This window comes from Lactiplantibacillus nangangensis (assembly GCF_005405065.1).
Taxonomy (GTDB): Bacteria; Bacillota; Bacilli; order Lactobacillales; family Lactobacillaceae; genus Lactiplantibacillus; species Lactiplantibacillus nangangensis.
Map to the genome: position 1 here is coordinate 1 of NZ_BJDI01000012.1, position 17446 is coordinate 17446.

General features: G+C 43.7%; 13 protein-coding genes. 9 read left to right on the plus strand and 4 right to left on the minus strand.

Annotated features, from left to right (window positions below; all coding sequences use genetic code 11):
* Positions 1-171 precede the first annotated feature (171 nt).
* The 4 genes from FFM70_RS10495 to FFM70_RS10510 all read right to left on the minus strand — a co-directional run bounded on the left by FFM70_RS10495 (position 172) and on the right by FFM70_RS10510 (position 4189).
* Positions 172-1161, minus strand: a complete 990-nt coding sequence (locus FFM70_RS10495) for a polyprenyl synthetase family protein (RefSeq protein ID WP_137616808.1) — start codon at positions 1159-1161, stop codon at positions 172-174.
* Between the two features lie 8 nt (positions 1162-1169).
* A complete protein-coding gene (locus tag FFM70_RS10500) occupies positions 1170-1730 on the minus strand; it encodes a Gx transporter family protein (RefSeq protein ID WP_137616809.1) in 561 nt (186 codons plus the stop codon).
* 6 nt (positions 1731-1736) lie between these two features.
* Complete coding sequence (locus tag FFM70_RS10505; RefSeq protein ID WP_137616810.1) at positions 1737-2228, minus strand: NusG domain II-containing protein; 492 nt, start codon at positions 2226-2228, stop codon at positions 1737-1739.
* A 92-nt stretch (positions 2229-2320) separates the two neighbouring features.
* Positions 2321-4189, minus strand: coding sequence for an NAD(P)/FAD-dependent oxidoreductase (locus FFM70_RS10510; protein WP_137616811.1), 1869 nt, complete (start codon positions 4187-4189; stop codon positions 2321-2323).
* Positions 4190-4472: 283 nt separating this feature from the next.
* Between FFM70_RS10510 and pplA the strand changes: the two genes are divergently transcribed.
* The 9 genes from pplA to FFM70_RS10555 form a co-directional block, all read left to right on the plus strand.
* A complete protein-coding gene (gene pplA, locus FFM70_RS10515) occupies positions 4473-5405 on the plus strand; it encodes an extracellular electron transfer flavoprotein PplA (protein ID WP_137616812.1) in 933 nt (310 codons plus the stop codon).
* A 156-nt stretch (positions 5406-5561) separates the two neighbouring features.
* Positions 5562-6671 (plus strand): FAD:protein FMN transferase, encoded by a 1110-nt coding sequence (locus FFM70_RS10520; RefSeq protein WP_137616813.1) that lies wholly within the window; start codon positions 5562-5564, stop codon positions 6669-6671.
* Between the two features lie 150 nt (positions 6672-6821).
* Positions 6822-7664 (plus strand): energy-coupling factor ABC transporter ATP-binding protein, encoded by an 843-nt coding sequence (locus tag FFM70_RS10525; RefSeq protein ID WP_137616814.1) that lies wholly within the window; start codon positions 6822-6824, stop codon positions 7662-7664.
* Positions 7640-8527 carry an energy-coupling factor ABC transporter ATP-binding protein gene (locus FFM70_RS10530; protein WP_137616815.1) on the plus strand — a complete coding sequence of 296 codons (888 nt, stop codon included), beginning with the start codon at positions 7640-7642 and terminating at the stop codon, positions 8525-8527. The genes FFM70_RS10525 and FFM70_RS10530 overlap by 25 nt, the downstream gene beginning before the upstream one ends.
* On the plus strand, positions 8517-9317 hold the full coding sequence (locus FFM70_RS10535) for an energy-coupling factor transporter transmembrane component T family protein (protein WP_137616816.1): 801 nt from the start codon (positions 8517-8519) through the stop codon (positions 9315-9317). Before FFM70_RS10530 ends, FFM70_RS10535 begins: the two co-directional genes overlap by 11 nt.
* 51 nt (positions 9318-9368) lie before the next feature.
* Positions 9369-10154, plus strand: coding sequence for a tRNA pseudouridine(38-40) synthase TruA (truA, locus tag FFM70_RS10540; RefSeq protein WP_137616817.1), 786 nt, complete (start codon positions 9369-9371; stop codon positions 10152-10154).
* 107 nt (positions 10155-10261) lie between these two features.
* Entirely contained in the window at positions 10262-10705 is a 444-nt protein-coding gene (gene rplM, locus FFM70_RS10545; protein WP_137606020.1) for a 50S ribosomal protein L13, read from the plus strand.
* Between the two features lie 13 nt (positions 10706-10718).
* Complete coding sequence (rpsI, locus tag FFM70_RS10550) at positions 10719-11111, plus strand: 30S ribosomal protein S9 (protein WP_137606019.1); 393 nt, start codon at positions 10719-10721, stop codon at positions 11109-11111.
* Positions 11112-11697: 586 nt separating this feature from the next.
* Positions 11698-17446 (plus strand): SpaA isopeptide-forming pilin-related protein (locus FFM70_RS10555; RefSeq protein ID WP_137616818.1); only part of this gene is annotated, 5749 nt, incomplete at its 3' end.

A 17446-nucleotide genomic window follows, 5' to 3' on the forward strand; every position in this document is an offset into this window, starting at 1 on the left:
TAAATTGACGCCCCCTTTAGTCACAGAATACGTGACCAGAGGGGGCGTTTCAATACGTCATCTTATTTACTGCTTACTTGCGAGTGGTGTAACGCTCCGTTAATTGTGAGCAGCCGTTTTAGGGTAAGCAAAAAGCGCAACGATAAGTTAACTCGTTGCGCCAAATTGCAGTTAATTATGCCGTGTTAGCAATTGTTGCGTGAGACGGATCAAATCCGCGCGAGCCGGAATATCCGGTAACTTGCGTAATTGCTTCAAAGCATCATTCGTGTACTTCGTTGCTAATGCTTGGGCCTGAGTAACCCCACCAGCGTCAATGACAAGCTGCTGAACGCGTTCTAGGTCGCCTTGACTAATGTTACCTTGCTGACGTAACAAAGGCAGTAGCTCCTTGCGTGCATCAGTTTGAAGGGCAAAAATCAGTGGGGAAGTATAAACGCCTTCAACGACGTCTTCTAGGATTGGTTTGCCAATCTCATGACTCGTCTCTTGATAATCCAAAATGTCATCAAGAATCTGAAAAGCCATCCCAATGGCCATCCCAGCCTTTTGGGCTCTAGCTGACAATAGTTGTCCTGCACCGGATTCAAAAGCGCCTAAAAAGCAGCTCAGTGCGAATAATTCCGCAGTCTTGCCTTGAATCTGTTCCTGATATTGCGGCATCGTGATGTCGATATGATAGTGGCGATCTTTTTGTTGGACCTCGCCGACTAAAATCTTTTCCATCTTGGCAGAATTCAGCTGGATACTCTTAAAACTGCTGGAATAATGGGAGAGAATTTTGAAGACGACGACAAACAAGTAGTCACCAGCGTATACCGCGACATCTTTTCCGAATTGCGCCTGAATACTGGTCGTATGGCGGCGCATCGTGGCATCGTCAATGATATCATCATGAATCAAAGTGGCGGTGTGCAACGTCTCGAGGGAAGCTGCTAGGGCAATCATGCGTTGCCGATCAGTGTCTTTGAATTGCGAAAACAGTAAACAGTAAGCGGGGCGCAACAGCTTACCACCACTATGAATCATTTCCAAAATGGCTTCAGTAATGGCGGTGTCCGCAATATTAATATTGTCGTTCATCAATTGCATGACTTGTTTGAGTTCCGGCTGTAGGGCCGGGTAATCACGCCATAATGGATGTAATTGCGTTGCTTGCATGGTTCGCGTTACTCCTTTCTGGCTTTTTCATGATTAAAGCGAAGGTATTTTAAAATCGTAACATGCGTAAATAAATAATTTGCGGCGATTCCTAGGGCGCCACCGGCCGCTAGTCCAATAATAGATAGGACTGGCAAATAAAGCATGACGGTCCAGGTTTGGGCAATCAAGCTAGCGACGAGTAATTGGCCAACGTTGTGCATGACGCCACCGGTTGCCGAGATGCCGATCAAGCTGACGCGCTTGGGACCCAGTTGCTTGACTAACATCATCGAGAACAAACTCAGAAAGGCGCCGCCAAAACTATATAAGAACGTGGAGAGCGTCCCGCCAAGCAAGGCGGTCAGAATGAGCCGTAACCAGGTGAGGGTAATAACATCACGAAAAGAGAGCGTAAAAATCGCGACGATCGTAATTAAGTTAGCTAGGCCTAATTTGGCGCCAGGAGCAAAGGCGAAGGGGAAGGGAATCATCCGTTCCAGAATGCCAATAATGACTCCTTGGGCGACCAATAGGGAAATATAAATATTACGATGAGTTTTATTAGATTGTTCATACGAATTATTCACTAGTTTTTACTCCGTAACTAGGCCATTACCGCCTGATTGGACGTGGCCAGTACTGGACTTAATTTCGATCAAGAGTTTATGTGGCAAACAAACAATCGTTTGACCGGGCTTTTTGATCCAGCCCCGGCGGACACAGACTTGGTCGGAACAGTTAGCATCTGTGATAGCGACGCGCTTGGGTTTAAAAGTGACCCGGTTGTAATGGCCGTGGGAATCACGATAGGTGTAGTGTGTCGTCTTGGTCAAATTGGTCAAGTTCACGCGCTTGAGCACCTTGCCATCATGTGAAACGACGGCAGTAAAGGTGTGTTGACGTTTTTTGGCCGTCTTTTTAGCAATCTGGGCTTCACGCACGGCCTGTTGCCGCTGTTGATAGGAAAAAATTGTTAAGGGTGCAAAGGATAAAATTAGCAACCCGACAATGATGACAATGTCGAATGGCCGGATCATATCACCGTAGCGTTTGAGCACGTGCCATGTTGAACGTAATCGTTGCATTGCCGAGCCTCCTTTTAGATTGAATAAAAAATGGTTCAAGGTAAAAGCTACCCTTGAACCATCGGGAAACTATTTAATTAATTATAACGCATCTAGCGGGTTTTGACAGCATCGTAATGTGAGCTGACGTTCCCATACCACCAGTGCCCAAGGTGCTTCTGCATCCACGGAACAACCCAGTAGTCTAAACCAAATGTCCGGCCGGAACCGTTCATCAAAGCTAAGGCTGCAAAGATCATCCACAAGTTGACCCAGTAGAACATCCCTGACAAGCAGAAGACAACGACCAAACCGATGGTAATTGCATTTGCTAACCAAGTGAAGAGGCCAAAGAAGATACATAAGGCAACGGCGATTTCAACACAGGTCATTAACTTCTGGAAGAAGAAGGCCATTTGCATGTTTGGAATGAAGACTTTAGTGACAGATTCAAACCAGGCAGGCATCTTGTCAAAGACTAACAGTGGATCTTTACCGTACATGTAAGACAAACTAAAGATCCCTTTAGCAGCCTTGGTGGTTGATTCACTGGCACCACTTGTTGCAGAAACTTGCAACCAAGAGAAGGAAGTCAATCGTAGTTTGTCAACAAACCATGATTCCTTACCTTGAACCTTGGTCCAGCAATCCCACAGCCACATTGCACCGTAGAAGAACCGTAGTGGCACACTCCACAAGACATTACCCATCCGTGATGTCCAACCACGGAAGACGTTACGACGGTTGCGTGTCCGGAAGAATTCGTGCATGAAGTACTGGAACAAATAATAGCCAGAGAAAATCTGAACATAGTAGAGCCAGTTGATTGCGTGTTTCAATAAGACCGCGATGAAACCAGAAACATTCCAGTTATCCAACACTTGTGCAACGGCATACTTGGAACCAATTGAATCTACGGAAGCTTGATAAGCCCCATGGAATGGCTTGATTTCTTTATCAGTATGATCGATGTTCTTGATGATTCCTTGAACAGCAGTTGCGGCTGTTTCTTCGGCACCTTGAACGATTTGTGGGACTGGCCGTGGTTGATCAGGTTCTTGATAACTCGTTGAGTCCCCAGCTAAGAAGACGTTTTTAGCATCTTTAGCTTCCATGAACTCGTTAGCAATCAAACGCCCACCACGAGGGTTGGTTTCCATGCCAAAGTTCTTAACAACACTGTTAGCACGAACCCCAGCGGTCCAAATTAAGGTATAAGTTGGGATTGGTTCCTTGTCTTTCAAGGTAACGTGATCTTCAAAGACTTCAGTGATCATGGAGTTGGTCATAATATCAACGCCATGTTTTGTCATGTACTTGGCAGCTTTACCAGCTTGCGTCCGATTTAACATGTTGATGATCGTTGGTGCAGCTTCAACTAATTGAATGGTGATTTCGCTAGGATCAAGCTTGTTGTCCTTAGCTAACACATCCCGATATTCAATTAATTCACCGACTAATTCGGAACCGGTAAAACCAGAACCACAAACTGTCAGCGTTAACATGGCCTTACGTTTAGCTGGATCAAGTTCAGCCGCCCCGCGACGGATGATATCAGCTAAATGAGCCCGTAAGCTCATGGCTTGTTCGAATGACCACAATTCGTAGCCATGTTCCTTAACTCCGGGAGTCCCGAAGTCATTGGATTCGCCACCTAAACTAATTAACAGTTGATCATATTGGTAACTGCCATGTTCAGTCGTGACGGTTTGTTTGTCTTTGTCGACTCCCGTGACTGTATCAGTGACGAGGCGGACGTTCTTGCGGCGAGAGAAAAGCCGTTGCAAATCGTATTGGATATGCTCTGGTTCAACCCGTTCAGTCGCAACTTCATGTAATTCGGTCATATACGTGAAGTATGAATGCCGGTCGATCAACGTGATTTCGACGTCCGCATTTTTCTTGAAATGCTTAGCCAATTTCTTTGTTGCGTAGACACCGGCAAAACCCGCGCCGACAACGACAATATTTTTCTTTGCCATTGCGTAACAACTCCCTTGAATAAATAATGTAAAAAATAATAATTCCACTTACAATTATATAAGTAATGTAAACGTTTGTCTATGAATTATTGATTAGAATGCATAATAAATCACATTATACCCATGCGGAATTTTTGCGTTATAATAAATGAATAGTGAAGCGTAACCAATGGTATAGCCATAGCATTTAATACTAATATTTTTATAAATACGATTGACTAACTTGGGAATTAACGTTAAGATTAATGTGAATTTTCATACAAAAAGGTTAGGAGTGGGAAATATGAAGTTTAAGTCAGTTATTACAGGTGCCTCAGTTGTTGCCATTTCAGCATTAGCATTAGCAGGTTGTGGGAGCAGCTCATCAAGTTCAAGTTCATCATCTTCCAAGAAGAGTTCATCATCATCTTCAGCTAAGTCAAGCAAAGTGGTTAAAACCGCTAAGTTGACTGCTGGGAGCAAGATGAAGGCTGGGACTTATAAACTTGCTGAAGAAAATTATTCACATGGTTATAAGACTCAATTTAGCATCACGGTTAATAGTAAGGGCAAAATCACCAAGTCAAACTATGACCAAATCAACAAGGACGGCAAGTCCAAGGTTGACGATGCTGCTTACAACAAGCAAATGAAGAAAGTTTCAAAGACGAATCCTAAGACTTACGAACCTAAGTTGAACAAGGCCTTAGAAGGCGCGGCTGCTACTGGTAACGTTGGCACAATCGACGTTGTTTCCGGTGCCACTGAATCATCCAAGACTTTCCAAAACTATGCACAACAATTGGTACAAGCTGCACAAGCTGGGAACACTAGCACCATCAAAGTTAACAATGGCGCTAAGATGAAAGACGGTACTTATACCTTGAACGAAAAGAACTACTCACATGGTTACAAGGTAACGTTTGCCATCACGGTTAAGGACAACAAGATCACTGAATCTAAGTATGACCAAGTTAACAAAGACGGTAAGTCCAAAGTTGACGACGCTGCTTACAACAAACAAATGAAGAAGATCTCAAAGACTGATCCTAAGACTTACGAACCAGCTTTGAACAAGTCATTGGTTAAGAACAGTGACCCAACTAAGGTTGACGTTGTTACTGGTGCCACTGAATCATCCAACACCTTCGTTTTGTACGCTGAACAACTTCAAAATGCTGCTCAAAACGGCAACACCAAGACTATCACGGTTGATAACATGGTCTTCTCTGACTAGTCACTAATTTATAAGTAATTGTTTTTGAGGCCTGAGGCGTATCTGTCTCGGGCCTTTTGTTTTCGGTTGAAACAGCCTGGTTGACGGAAAATGACAGTCAATGGTGGTAAACTTTGGTATAATTACGATTGAAAATATTTAAGGGGAAGTCACGTTATGAAACTGAGAAAATGGATTCAGCTAGGATTGATTATGGCATTAGTGGTGCCACTGACCGCGTGCGGTCAAAATAAGTCGACTAAGCAAGCCAGTAGTCGGCCTAAACCGACTAAAGTGATTCAGACACCCATCGAAGATACCCAATTTATGATGGGAACCGTCGTCACTTTGCGAGTTTATAATAAAGGTCAGGATAAGGCTGTCGATGGGGCGTTTAAACTCCTGAAAAAAGAAGCCAAAGAAGTTACGACTAACGCAAAGGGCTCCGAAATCGATAAGGTCAATGACGCGGCCGGCAAGCATCCAGTCGTCGTCAGCAAAGATGTTTATCCTATTTTGAAGAAGGCTTACTACTATAGTAAGAATTCCGATGAGTCTTTTGATATGGCGATTGGGTCCATCACCCAGCTCTGGCGGATTGGTTTCTCGGATGCCCGAGTACCAAGCCAGTCTGAAATTAACACGAATGTGAAGTTAGTTGACTATACTAAAGTTAAATTAAATGATAAAAAACGTTCCGTTTATTTGGAAAAAAAGGGCATGAAGTTGGACTTAGGTGGAATTGCCAAAGGCTATATGACTGACCAAGTTCGTAATTATTTCCTCGATCACGGTGTTTCCACAGCGATTATTGATTTAGGTGGGAATATTTATGTGATGGGCGATAGTCCTAAGGGAACTAAGTCTGGTAATTGGACAGTCGGTATTCAAGATCCAAAACAATCACGAGGGACCTCCATCGGGTCACTACCCGCTAAGAACATGTCGATTGTCACTTCTGGGATCTATGAACGTTTCCTCAGAAAGAATGGTAAGGTCTATAGCCATTTAATGGATCCTAAGACAGGGGCACCTTTCCAGAATAACTTGATGGGTGTTTCAATTATTTCAAAGAAGTCGACGGATGGCGATGGGTTGTCTACCGCGACCTTTGATAAAGGGTTGAAAGACGGGATGAAGTATATCAACGCGAAAGCCGACGAAGGTGTTGGCGCCGTCTTTATTACCAAAGATAAAAAAGTTTACGTTTCCAATAACTTGAAGAAGAAGTTCTCACTCTTTAGTGACACGGGGTACAAGTACGGTCCTGTGAGTGATTTGAAGTAGATTGATCTGGTTTGGCTAGTCAAAATCAATGTTAAGTTGAGTTGACGGCCGAGCTGGTGTGCCTGTCGCGGTTAGCGGCCTAGAACCGTTACCTGACAGGTCGAATGTGATATGATAAGAACCATAAAATTATGGAAATGAGGGACGACGGTGAGTCAGATTATTGACGTTGCACATTTAAATTATCGTTACCCGCAACAGTCGGCGGATGACTTGACGTTAAAAGATATTTCGTTTTCAGTGGCGGATGGCGAATGGGTCGCCATCGTTGGCCATAATGGCTCCGGTAAATCCACTTTAGCGAAAAATATCAATGGGTTATTGGCCCCCGTTTCCGGTACGGTGACAGTTGATGGCCAAGTGTTGACCGAAAAAACGGTTTGGGATATTCGCAAAAAAATTGGGATGGTCTTTCAAAACCCTGATAATCAATTTGTTGGTGCCACAGTAGAAGACGATGTTGCTTTTAGCTTGGAAAATCAAGGCGTGCCACGCGACGAGATGTTAACGCGGGTTCATGACGCCTTAGCACAAGTCAATATGGATCAGTTTGCGACGCGTGAACCGGCACGGCTATCTGGGGGGCAAAAGCAACGGGTCGCCTTGGCTGGGATGATTGCGGCACGACCACGCATCCTGATTTTGGATGAAGCCACCTCGATGCTGGACCCCCAAGGGCGTTATGACGTGCTCAAAACGATCCAACAGATGAAGGCTCAGTCAGATTTGACGGTGTTATCGATTACCCATGATATTGATGAGGCTGCGAGTGCTAATCGGGTCCTTGTCGTGAATGACGGTCGCTTGGTCGAAGAAGGTAAGCCTGCCGAAATTTTCAAGCACGGGCCAGCCTTGATTAAAATGGGCTTGGATATGCCGTATGCTGAACGGTTGAAAGCTGCTTTAAAACGGCAAGGGGTTCAAGTACCAACTGACTATTTAACGGAGAAAGGGATGGCAGACTGGTTATGGCAATTGAGTTCAAACAAGTAGATTTTACTTACCAACCGGGCACCCCTTTCGAAACGAAGGCGTTAACCGATATTAATTTAACGATTCCAGATGGTTCCTATACGGCATTGATTGGGCATACTGGTAGCGGGAAGTCGACGTTACTACAACATTTAGACGCCTTATTAAAGCCGACTAGTGGGACGGTCACGATTGGTGATCGGGTCATTACACCAACCACGAGCAATAAAGATTTGAAATCATTGCGACAACACGTCGGGATCGTCTTCCAGTTTCCAGAAAGTCAGTTATTTGAAGAAACGGTCGCTAAAGATATCGCCTTTGGCCCGCAAAACTTCGGCGCTAGTGAAGCGGATGCCCTAAAAACGGCAGCTAAAATGTTGACGTTAGTCGGGTTAGACGCGAATCTGCTGGGCCGGTCACCATTTGACTTGTCCGGTGGTCAGATGCGGCGCGTTGCCATTGCAGGTGTTTTAGCGATGCAGCCGAAAGTGCTAGTCTTGGATGAGCCGACTGCTGGACTCGATCCGCAAGGCCGCTTAGAAATGATGGAAATGTTCGCCAAATTGCGACATGAACAAAACTTGACGGTCGTTTTAGTCACTCATCAGATGGATGATGTGGCCAACTATGCGGATCATGTCATTGTGATGGATCAAGGCCGTGTTGTTAAGACGGGCGCACCGCGTGAGATTTTTAAAGATCCGCAGTGGCTGGTAGACCATCAACTCGGCTTACCGAAAACCACAGCGTTTGCGCAACAGTTAATGGCTAAAGGACTGACTTTTGACCCAATGCCCTTAACCGAAGACGAGTTGGCGGCCGATTTAGTTCAGCAATTGCCAGCAAGCGCGTTTGGAGGTGCCCAAGCCAATGATGACTAAATTGATTTTTGGGCGCTATATTCCTGGCAATTCCGTGATTCACCATATGGATCCGCGGGCGAAGCTATTATTAAGCTTTTATTTTATCGGTATTATATTCATTGCGAATAATTGGCCCACTTATGTGATTTTATTTGTCTTTACGTTACTAGCGATTAAGTTATCTGGTGTCAAATGGTCCTTCTTCATCAACGGGGTGAAACCGCTGATCTGGTTGATCTTGTTTACCGTGATTTTACAGGTGCTTTTTAGTGCCAGTGGCGGTCACGTTTATTTTAAATGGGGAATTATTACCATTAGTCAGCTTGGGTTGGTCAACGGGATCTATATCTTTTGCCGCTTTGTGTTGATTATTTTCATGTCGACGTTGTTAACCCTAACGACGCCGCCATTGGAATTATCAGATGCCATCGAATATATTTTGATGCCATTAAAAGTGGTTCATTTTCCCGTTTACGAAGTTGCCTTGATGTTGTCGATTGCGCTACGTTTTGTCCCAACGTTAATGGATGAAACGGAAAAAATTATGAACGCACAACGGGCCCGAGGTGTCGACTTTGGTGAAGGCAATATTTTCCAACAAATGCGGGCAATTGTGCCATTACTAATTCCGTTATTTGTGAGTTCCTTTAACCGCGCTGAAGATTTAGCAACGGCGATGGAAGCTCGTGGCTATCAGGGCGGCGAGGGTCGTAGCAAGTTTCGAATTTTAAAATGGCAGGCGCGTGACAGTTGGGCGACAGTTAGTTTTGCCGCTTTAACGATCGTATTGATTGTGTTACGGGCATAAGTATTGAAGGCGGGCAATTTTGCCGCCTTTTTAGGTCAATGGAGGATAAAAGTGGTCACGAGATATAAAATTACCCTGGCGTATGACGGTACTAATTTTGCCGGCTTTCAACGTCAACCGCATCAGCGGACAGTGGAACAAGCCTTGACTAAGGCCGTGAATAAGATGGCCAAAGATCCAGCCGAACCCATTGTGGTTTATGGTGCGGGGCGTACGGATGCCGGCGTCCATGCTTTTGGTCAAGTCGTGCACTTTGATTTGCCCACTGAAATTAAGCCGGAAGGGGTCCGCCGTGGGCTCAATAGCTTGTTGCCGACCGACTTATTGGTGAAAAAAGTCGAGCGCGTGCCACTTGATTTTCATGCCCGATATGATACAGTGGGTAAGCGTTATTGGTACCGGGCGTATCAAAATGAGTTCGTGGATCCGTTCAAACGGCATTACACGGGACATTTTAAATTTACTGCCGATATTAAACGTATTCAGCAAGCAATTCCTGACTTGATTGGTAAGCATGATTTCACTACCTTTGTGGCTTCCGGGTCACAGGCACATGACCACGTTCGTGAGATTTATTCCGCGAAAGCGTGGGCACTGCCGGATGGTGAAATTCAGTTTGAATTTTGCGGGAGTGGCTTTTTGTATAATCAGGTCCGAATCATGGTGGCAGTGCTCATGGAAATTGGGCAAGGTCGTCGTGAAGTCGACTGCATTCCAGGGTTACTGGCGGCTAAAAATCGCGAGCAAGCACGCGGAACGGCACCGGCATCGGGACTCTATATGAAAAAGGTTTATTATGACCAAGCTGAGTTACAGTCGGACTTAAATACTTATTGACTTCTAGGGCTAAATTAGGTAAACTAATCGTTGGTATTGTTTGCCCCACGATAAGCCCCGGAAATCTTATTGAGTGTCAAGCAAAACAGAAAATGGAGGAACACAACGTGCGTACAACATATATGGCTAAACCAGGTGAAATTGATCGTAAATGGTATGTAGTTGATGCAACTGATCTACCTTTAGGTCGTTTATCAACTGTCGTTGCATCAATCTTGCGTGGTAAGAACAAACCAACATTCACACCTAATGTGGATACTGGTGACAACGTAATTGTAATTAATGCAAGTAAGATTGCTTTAACTGGTAAGAAGGCAGAACGGAAGATTTATTATCACCATACTGCCTATGCTGGTGGTCTAAAGGAACGGACTGCTGGTGACTTCCGTGAAAAGGAACCTGAAAAATTAATTGAAACTTCAGTTAAGGGTATGCTTCCTCACAACTCTTTAGGTCATAAAATGGGCTTGAAGTTGCATGTTTATGCTGGTGCAGAACATACGCAACAAGCACAAAAGCCTGAAGTTTTGGACATCACTAACTTAATCTAAGGAGGAAACTACATTGGCTCAAGTACAATATCGCGGCACAGGCCGTCGTAAAGATTCAGTCGCCCGCGTACGTTTAGTACCAGGTTCTGGTAAGATTGTTATGAATGACAAATCAGTTGATGATTACATTCCATTTGCAGATATTCGCAAGGAATTGTTACAACCATTCGAAGTAACTGAAACAACTGATCAATATGATGTTTTAGTTAACGTTATCGGTGGTGGGTTCCACGGCCAAGCCGGCGCAACTCGTCATGGTATCGCTCGGGCATTGCTTGAAGTTGACCCAGATTTCCGCGGTCCTTTGAAGCGCGCAGGTCTTTTGACTCGTGACGCTCGTATGAAGGAACGTAAGAAGCCAGGTTTGAAGAAAGCCCGGAAAGCTTCACAATTCTCAAAGCGTTAATATTTTTAGAAAAAGCGTTGCTACATCAACATTTTCTGAATCCAAAAAAGAGCACTCGTCCATTTGGGCGAGCGCTTTTTTTGTGGAAAAATTTTGAGAATAGCAATTGATGACTAGAGTGAAATGTACAAGGTGATGGGAGGGAAAATGCTATAAATAGGGCCTAATCCGGTATGGTTGCTGCATGTAACGCTAGGTTGCAGACTTATGATGCGATGTTACTATCGGTCTTTTTAAACAGGACATTGCTAACTAATTTTTTTAACGGGGTCACTCATGACTTTTCCAAGTAGAGGCACTTGTTTATACCTATCTTAATTATGATAAGTGGCGTCATTTTTTATGCCATATCAGAAGAGTCAGTCGGTCGCGGGTGGCTACTTAAAAATAACTTCATCATTTACCCCGTTGTTTCGAGATACTGCTAAGACCAGACGTGCCAAGCTGTTGCCACCACACTGGCGATAAAACGGTAAATAAAGGGCTATCATATAAATAAAATGCTACTGGTGTTTTACTGCTATTATGATAATATTTAAGGGAGGTCAATAATTAAAATTTCTAGTCATTCAAGGGGAGTATTATGATGAGGAAAAAGAGTAGAATAGCACATTTTTTAATGGCTTTGTTGTTGATGCTGCAAGTCTTGGTGATACCTATTGGTGCACTTAGCGCTGATACCGTACCGGCCGCATCATCAGTGGGCGGCGGGGTTGAACTATTCAGCACTAAACAGGGGAGTGATAAGCCCACAGAGAAACTTAGTATCAGTGAATATAGCGGCGACTATAAAGTTACCGCCAAACTGAATAATCAGACCCATGAGTCGTTTGATGGTGGGAAGATTAGGATTCGACTTGATCGCCGTGACTTTGATCAGCCAACCGCTGAAGGATTAGCTAAGCCTGCTGATAACGACTTTGCTGATAAGCTTGAGGGTGGCACGGTGATCACGACTGATCCTAAGGACTGGATTATTGAGTATTCTTTAAAGCAAGTGAGTGCGGGTGAAAATTTAGAAATTCCCTCAGTTGTACAGCCAATGCGCTTAAATGTTGATCAGACCCGTGGCACAATTGTTGAGGAAATTTTGGACCAGCACGATCAGGTTGTTTCCACGGCCAATACGGGTTATTATATAGACTCTTCGCCGCTGGTTGATAGGGGCTTTGGTATGTCTCAAAGCACTGGGGATCATACTGCGCTAAATTATTACTACAATTATCAGGACAAAGAAAACCAATTGAAGCCCAATGGTGACGGGTCTTACACCACGTTATCTGATGGAACGACTAATATGTATATCAGTTATCTTTATGGGACCAATGACAGTCGAAACATTGACGTGACTATGGATCTTAGTAAGTTAGACGTCTTAACATTTAATGCGGATGCGCCGAATGGTTGGCACTATGATGCTACGACTAAGAAAGCCACGCGGAGGTTTACACCGAGTGAGTTTACCGGCGACCGTCCGCAACGGTATTTGCCACTGAAAGTTCCTAAGGGGAGTCAGCTGACTTTTAACGTGAATGACGAGTATAAGGAGCGTATTTACTATGAGGTGAGGTATGAGGGTAGTACGGCGCAAATTAACAGTGAGCATTATACTTGGCCGGTAGCCCTTGCCTTAAAGAGTGGTCAAAATTGGGATCCAGTACCGGAGGGGAATGGGGTTCACAATGAAACTAATCTTAGCCACGCTGACCTAGCGGATGTGAATGCGCAAACTAAATTGCGCTATTCGGTGCAAACGGCTGGTCAAATCGCGGGTGGTGGTTTTCAGCATATTCCGGCAGGCGTTGAATTGCCAGTTTCCAAGTTAAAGGCTACGTTACCAACGGACTTTTATCAGGATAATAACTTGCAAGGCTTTGCCTTAAAAGTAGCAAATACACCGAGTTTACCAGGTATGACTGATAATCATTTATATGGGATTAATGCCGATGGGAGTAAGGAATTATTGAAAGACAACTTAGGCGTGACCCCCTGGGATGCGACTAAGCTGACTAAAAAATATCAAGGCTTTCAATTGGAATTTGATCATCCCATCATGGTGACCAACAAAGATGCTGCTTTCGGATTTAACATTATTACGACAATGTCCGAACAACCCTTGGACGCTTTTCGAAAAGATCCGTCCAAGAAAGTTAAGTATTACCAGTTAGATAAGGTTTTTGCGCAGTATCCAGGCTATTATAAAGATGCTTTCGCGCAAAGTTGGTTTAGTTCCTTTTATCTGAATAAGTACAAGCAAGGCGATGGTCAACCCGCTGAGATTAGTACTGGTGACCGTGATGATCAAGTGAATGTCGTGAACGGACATGATTTTACCATTAACCGGAGCTTTAGTTTGCAAGGAAATTATGCCAATACTCAGCTAGAAAATGGCAAAGTTTACTTTATCGTCCCGGAACATATGCGCTTAGCAGCCGACCAGAGTGGGTTGAAGGGATTGGCTAAGCCACAAATCATTCCTAATTTTCATAATAGTGGTCGAACAGCAATTGTTGCTGATTTATTACCGGTAAATAGTAGTGAAAATGGGTATACAAGGTATGATATTAGCTTGCCGTTAGATGCTGCTCAACTGCGGCAGGGTGATAATTATCAAATTGAAGGTTATGTGGTTTATAACAATAATGATGGTAGTTATGATTTGAATAATCCCGCGGGAGCAAGTTCGATTGTGACCCCCACACTAACCGGTGGTGATAAGTATCAATTATATGCAGATACGAAAGATCCTAGTAAGGGGCTTAAACTAGCTAATACGACCCTAAATTACATGCCAATTGCTGGGCTGAAAGTCTCTAATTTGGTGGCTAAGGGCGATGGTGGCTACTCATCTGATTTGGGTGCGTATGGCTATGCGGGCGATGTCATCAAGTATCGGACCAATTTATACAATGGCTACAGTGAAGTTGCCAAGAATATTGGTTTGGTGGACTATCTACCAGTTGCCGGCGCGAATGGCTCTAAATTCGACGTGAAATTAGCTGGTCCAGTGACGATTACGAATAAGACGGCCACCACTGCCAGCCCAATTGATTATGCCAAAGCCTTTAAGGTTTATTATGCGACTGCCAAGCCAAGTTACGGGGCCGATGATTATAGTAATTCGGTTGTTTGGCGAACCGCATCACAGTTAGCACCGACTGATTATCCTAAAGTGACCATGGTTAAGATGGCATTGGATTCAAACGTGCCATTTGATCCGAAAGCCGAAGTTGATTTTGACTATCCTGCACAAATGACGACGGCCGAAACGCCAGATCAGAGTCAGGCCATTAACCAAGTTCAGTTGATTAATGCTTCTGGCACTTATTACAACGTTAACCAGGCCAAAGTTACCATGAACTATCCAGTCAACGCCGTGCAAACAACTAAGATCGATAGTGTTAGTCAGAAACCGCTGTATGGCGCTAGGTTCCGGCTGTTGGATAGTACCGGCCAAGCCATTGGCACGCAATTATACGAAACTAATGCGACTGGTAAATTCCAAATTAGTGACTTAAAAGCTGGAAAATATTATCTAGAAGAAGTGGTGGCACCGGATGGCTATGTTTTACCACAAGGCGAAGCAGCTAAAACGGCCTTCACCATCGGTACCACGGCGAATACGCCAACGACAGTGAAGATAACGAATGTTTCCAAGGAGAGTCCACAAGGCAACGTTTTAATCAAAAATCAAGATAATGACACGGGTCAGCCGTTGAACGGCAGTCGTTTCAGTCTCAGTCGGGTAACGGCAATTGGTGAAACTAGTGTGGATGATAATTTGGTTATTACGGCGAATGGTCAACTTAATCATTCCGGATTACTGCTAGGGAAGTATCGACTTCGGCAAAAGACCGCACCTAATGGTTATTTACTCAATAGTCAGGCATTTGATTTCACAATTAGCGCCGGTGAAACCAGTAATGTGTTAGTGAAAAATTCGGCGATTCCGGTACCAGTCAAGGGCCAACTCACGATTATTAATCATGAAAAGGGACAATCATCAAAACCAGTTGAGGGTAGTGAGTTTGAGCTGATTGATCAAAGTACTGGTGAACAAGTTGGTGGAAAATTAGTCACCGATAAAAATGGTCAGATTGTCAAAACTGATTTGCCAGCGGGTGACTATCAAGTTAAACAAGTCTCGGTACCAACTGGCTATCTTTTAAATGCTGAAACGCAAACGGTTAAAATTTCCAAGGATACGCCTAAGGTTACCGCAGAGTTTACGAACGACCTAGAACCAGTCAAGGGCCAACTCACAATTATTAACCATGAGAAAAATCAACCAACTAAGCTAATTGCCGGTAGTAAATTCGAATTGATTGATCAGCAAACGGGTAAACAAGTTGGCGACAAGTTAGTCACTGATAACAATGGTCAAATTGTAAAAAAAGATTTGCCAGCGGGTGACTATCAGATAAAACAAGTTTCGGTGACAGACGGGTATATTTTGAATCCTAACTCACAAACGGTTAAAATTTCTAAGGAAAATTCAACCGTTACTGCGAAATTTGTCAATGACCTAAAACCAGTCAAAGGCCAACTCACGATTATCAATCATGAAACAGATCAACCAACTAAACTGATTGGTGGTAGTGAATTCGAATTGATTGATCAACAAACCGGCAAACAAGTTGGGGACAAGTTAGTCACTGATAAAAATGGTCAAATTGTTAAAAAGGATTTGCCAGCGGGTGACTACCAGATTAACCAAGTTTCGGTACCAGACGGTTATGCTTTGAATCCTAACTCACAAACGGTTAAAATTTCTAAGGAAAATTCAACCGTTACCGCGAAATTTGTCAATGACCTAAAACCAGTAACGCCAGAACCAGTCAAAGGCCAACTTACTATTATCAATCATGAAAAGGGTCAACCAAGCAAGTTGATTGCTGGTAGCAAATTTGAATTAGTTGATCAAAGTACAGGTCAACAAGTTGCTGAAAACTTAGTGACTGATAAAAATGGTCAGATTGTCCAAAGCAATTTACCAGTGGGCGATTATCAGCTGAATCAAGTTTCAGTGCCAGTGGGGTATGTTTTGAACACTGAAACGCAAGCTGTTAAAATTTCGAAAGAGACGCCTAAGGTTACAATGGAATTTACGAACGACGTAAAACCAGAGACACCGGAACCAATTAAGGGCCAACTCACAATTATCAATCATGAGACAAATCAGCCAACTAAACTGATTGCGAATAGTGAGTTCGAGCTAATTGATCAAAGTACTGGTAAACAAGTTGGCAACAAGTTAGTCACCGATAAGGACGGTCAAGTCGTTCAAAGCAATTTGCCAGCGGGCGACTATCAGTTGAAACAAGTTTCCGTACCTGCTGGATATGTTTTGAATACTAAGACGCAAACAGTTACGATTTCAAAGGATACGCCTAATGTTACGGTTAAATTTGAAAATGAAGCGAAACCGGTAACACCGGAACCAATTAAGGGCCAACTCACCATTATCAATCACGAGAAAAATCACTCAAGCAAGTTGATTGCGGGTAGTGAATTCAGCTTGCTTGATCAAAGTACTGGTAAACAAGTTGGTGACAAATTAGTCACCGATAAGGACGGACAAATTGTTCAAAGCAATTTGCCAGCGGGCGACTATCAACTGAAACAAGTTGCGGTTCCAACTGGATATGTGTTGAATACTGAGACGCAAACAATTACGATTTCAAAGAATACGCCTAAGGTTACGGCTAAGTTTGAAAATGAAGCTAAACCGGTAACGCCTGTGCCAGTTAAAGGTCAATTGACGATTGTTAATCACGAGAAAGGTCAACCATCCAAGTTGATTGCTGGCAGTGAATTCAATTTGTTTGATCAGAAAACTGGTAAACAAGTTGGCAGCAAGTTAGTCACTGATAAGAATGGTCAAATTGTGCAAAGTAATTTGCCAGCGGGCGACTATCAGTTGAAACAAGTTGCTGTGCCAACCGGATATGTGTTGAATACTAAGACACAGACGGTGACGATTTCCAAAGACAATCCCCAAGTTACGGCTAAGTTTGAAAATGAGGCTAAGTCAGTGACACCAGTACCAATCAAAGGTCAATTGACAATCATCAATCATGAAAAGAATCACTCAAACAAGTTGATTGCTGGTAGTGAATTCAAATTGATTAATTCCGAAACTGGTAAACAAGTTGCTGGCAAGTTAGTCACCGACAAGGACGGACGGATTGTTCAAAAAGATTTGGCAGCCGGTGCCTATCAGTTGAAGCAAGTTTCCGTACCAGCTGGCTATGTGTTGAATACTGAGACGCAAATAGTTCAGATTTCTAAGGATAGCCCAACCACAGCCGAGTTTGAAAATGAGGCTAAGTCAG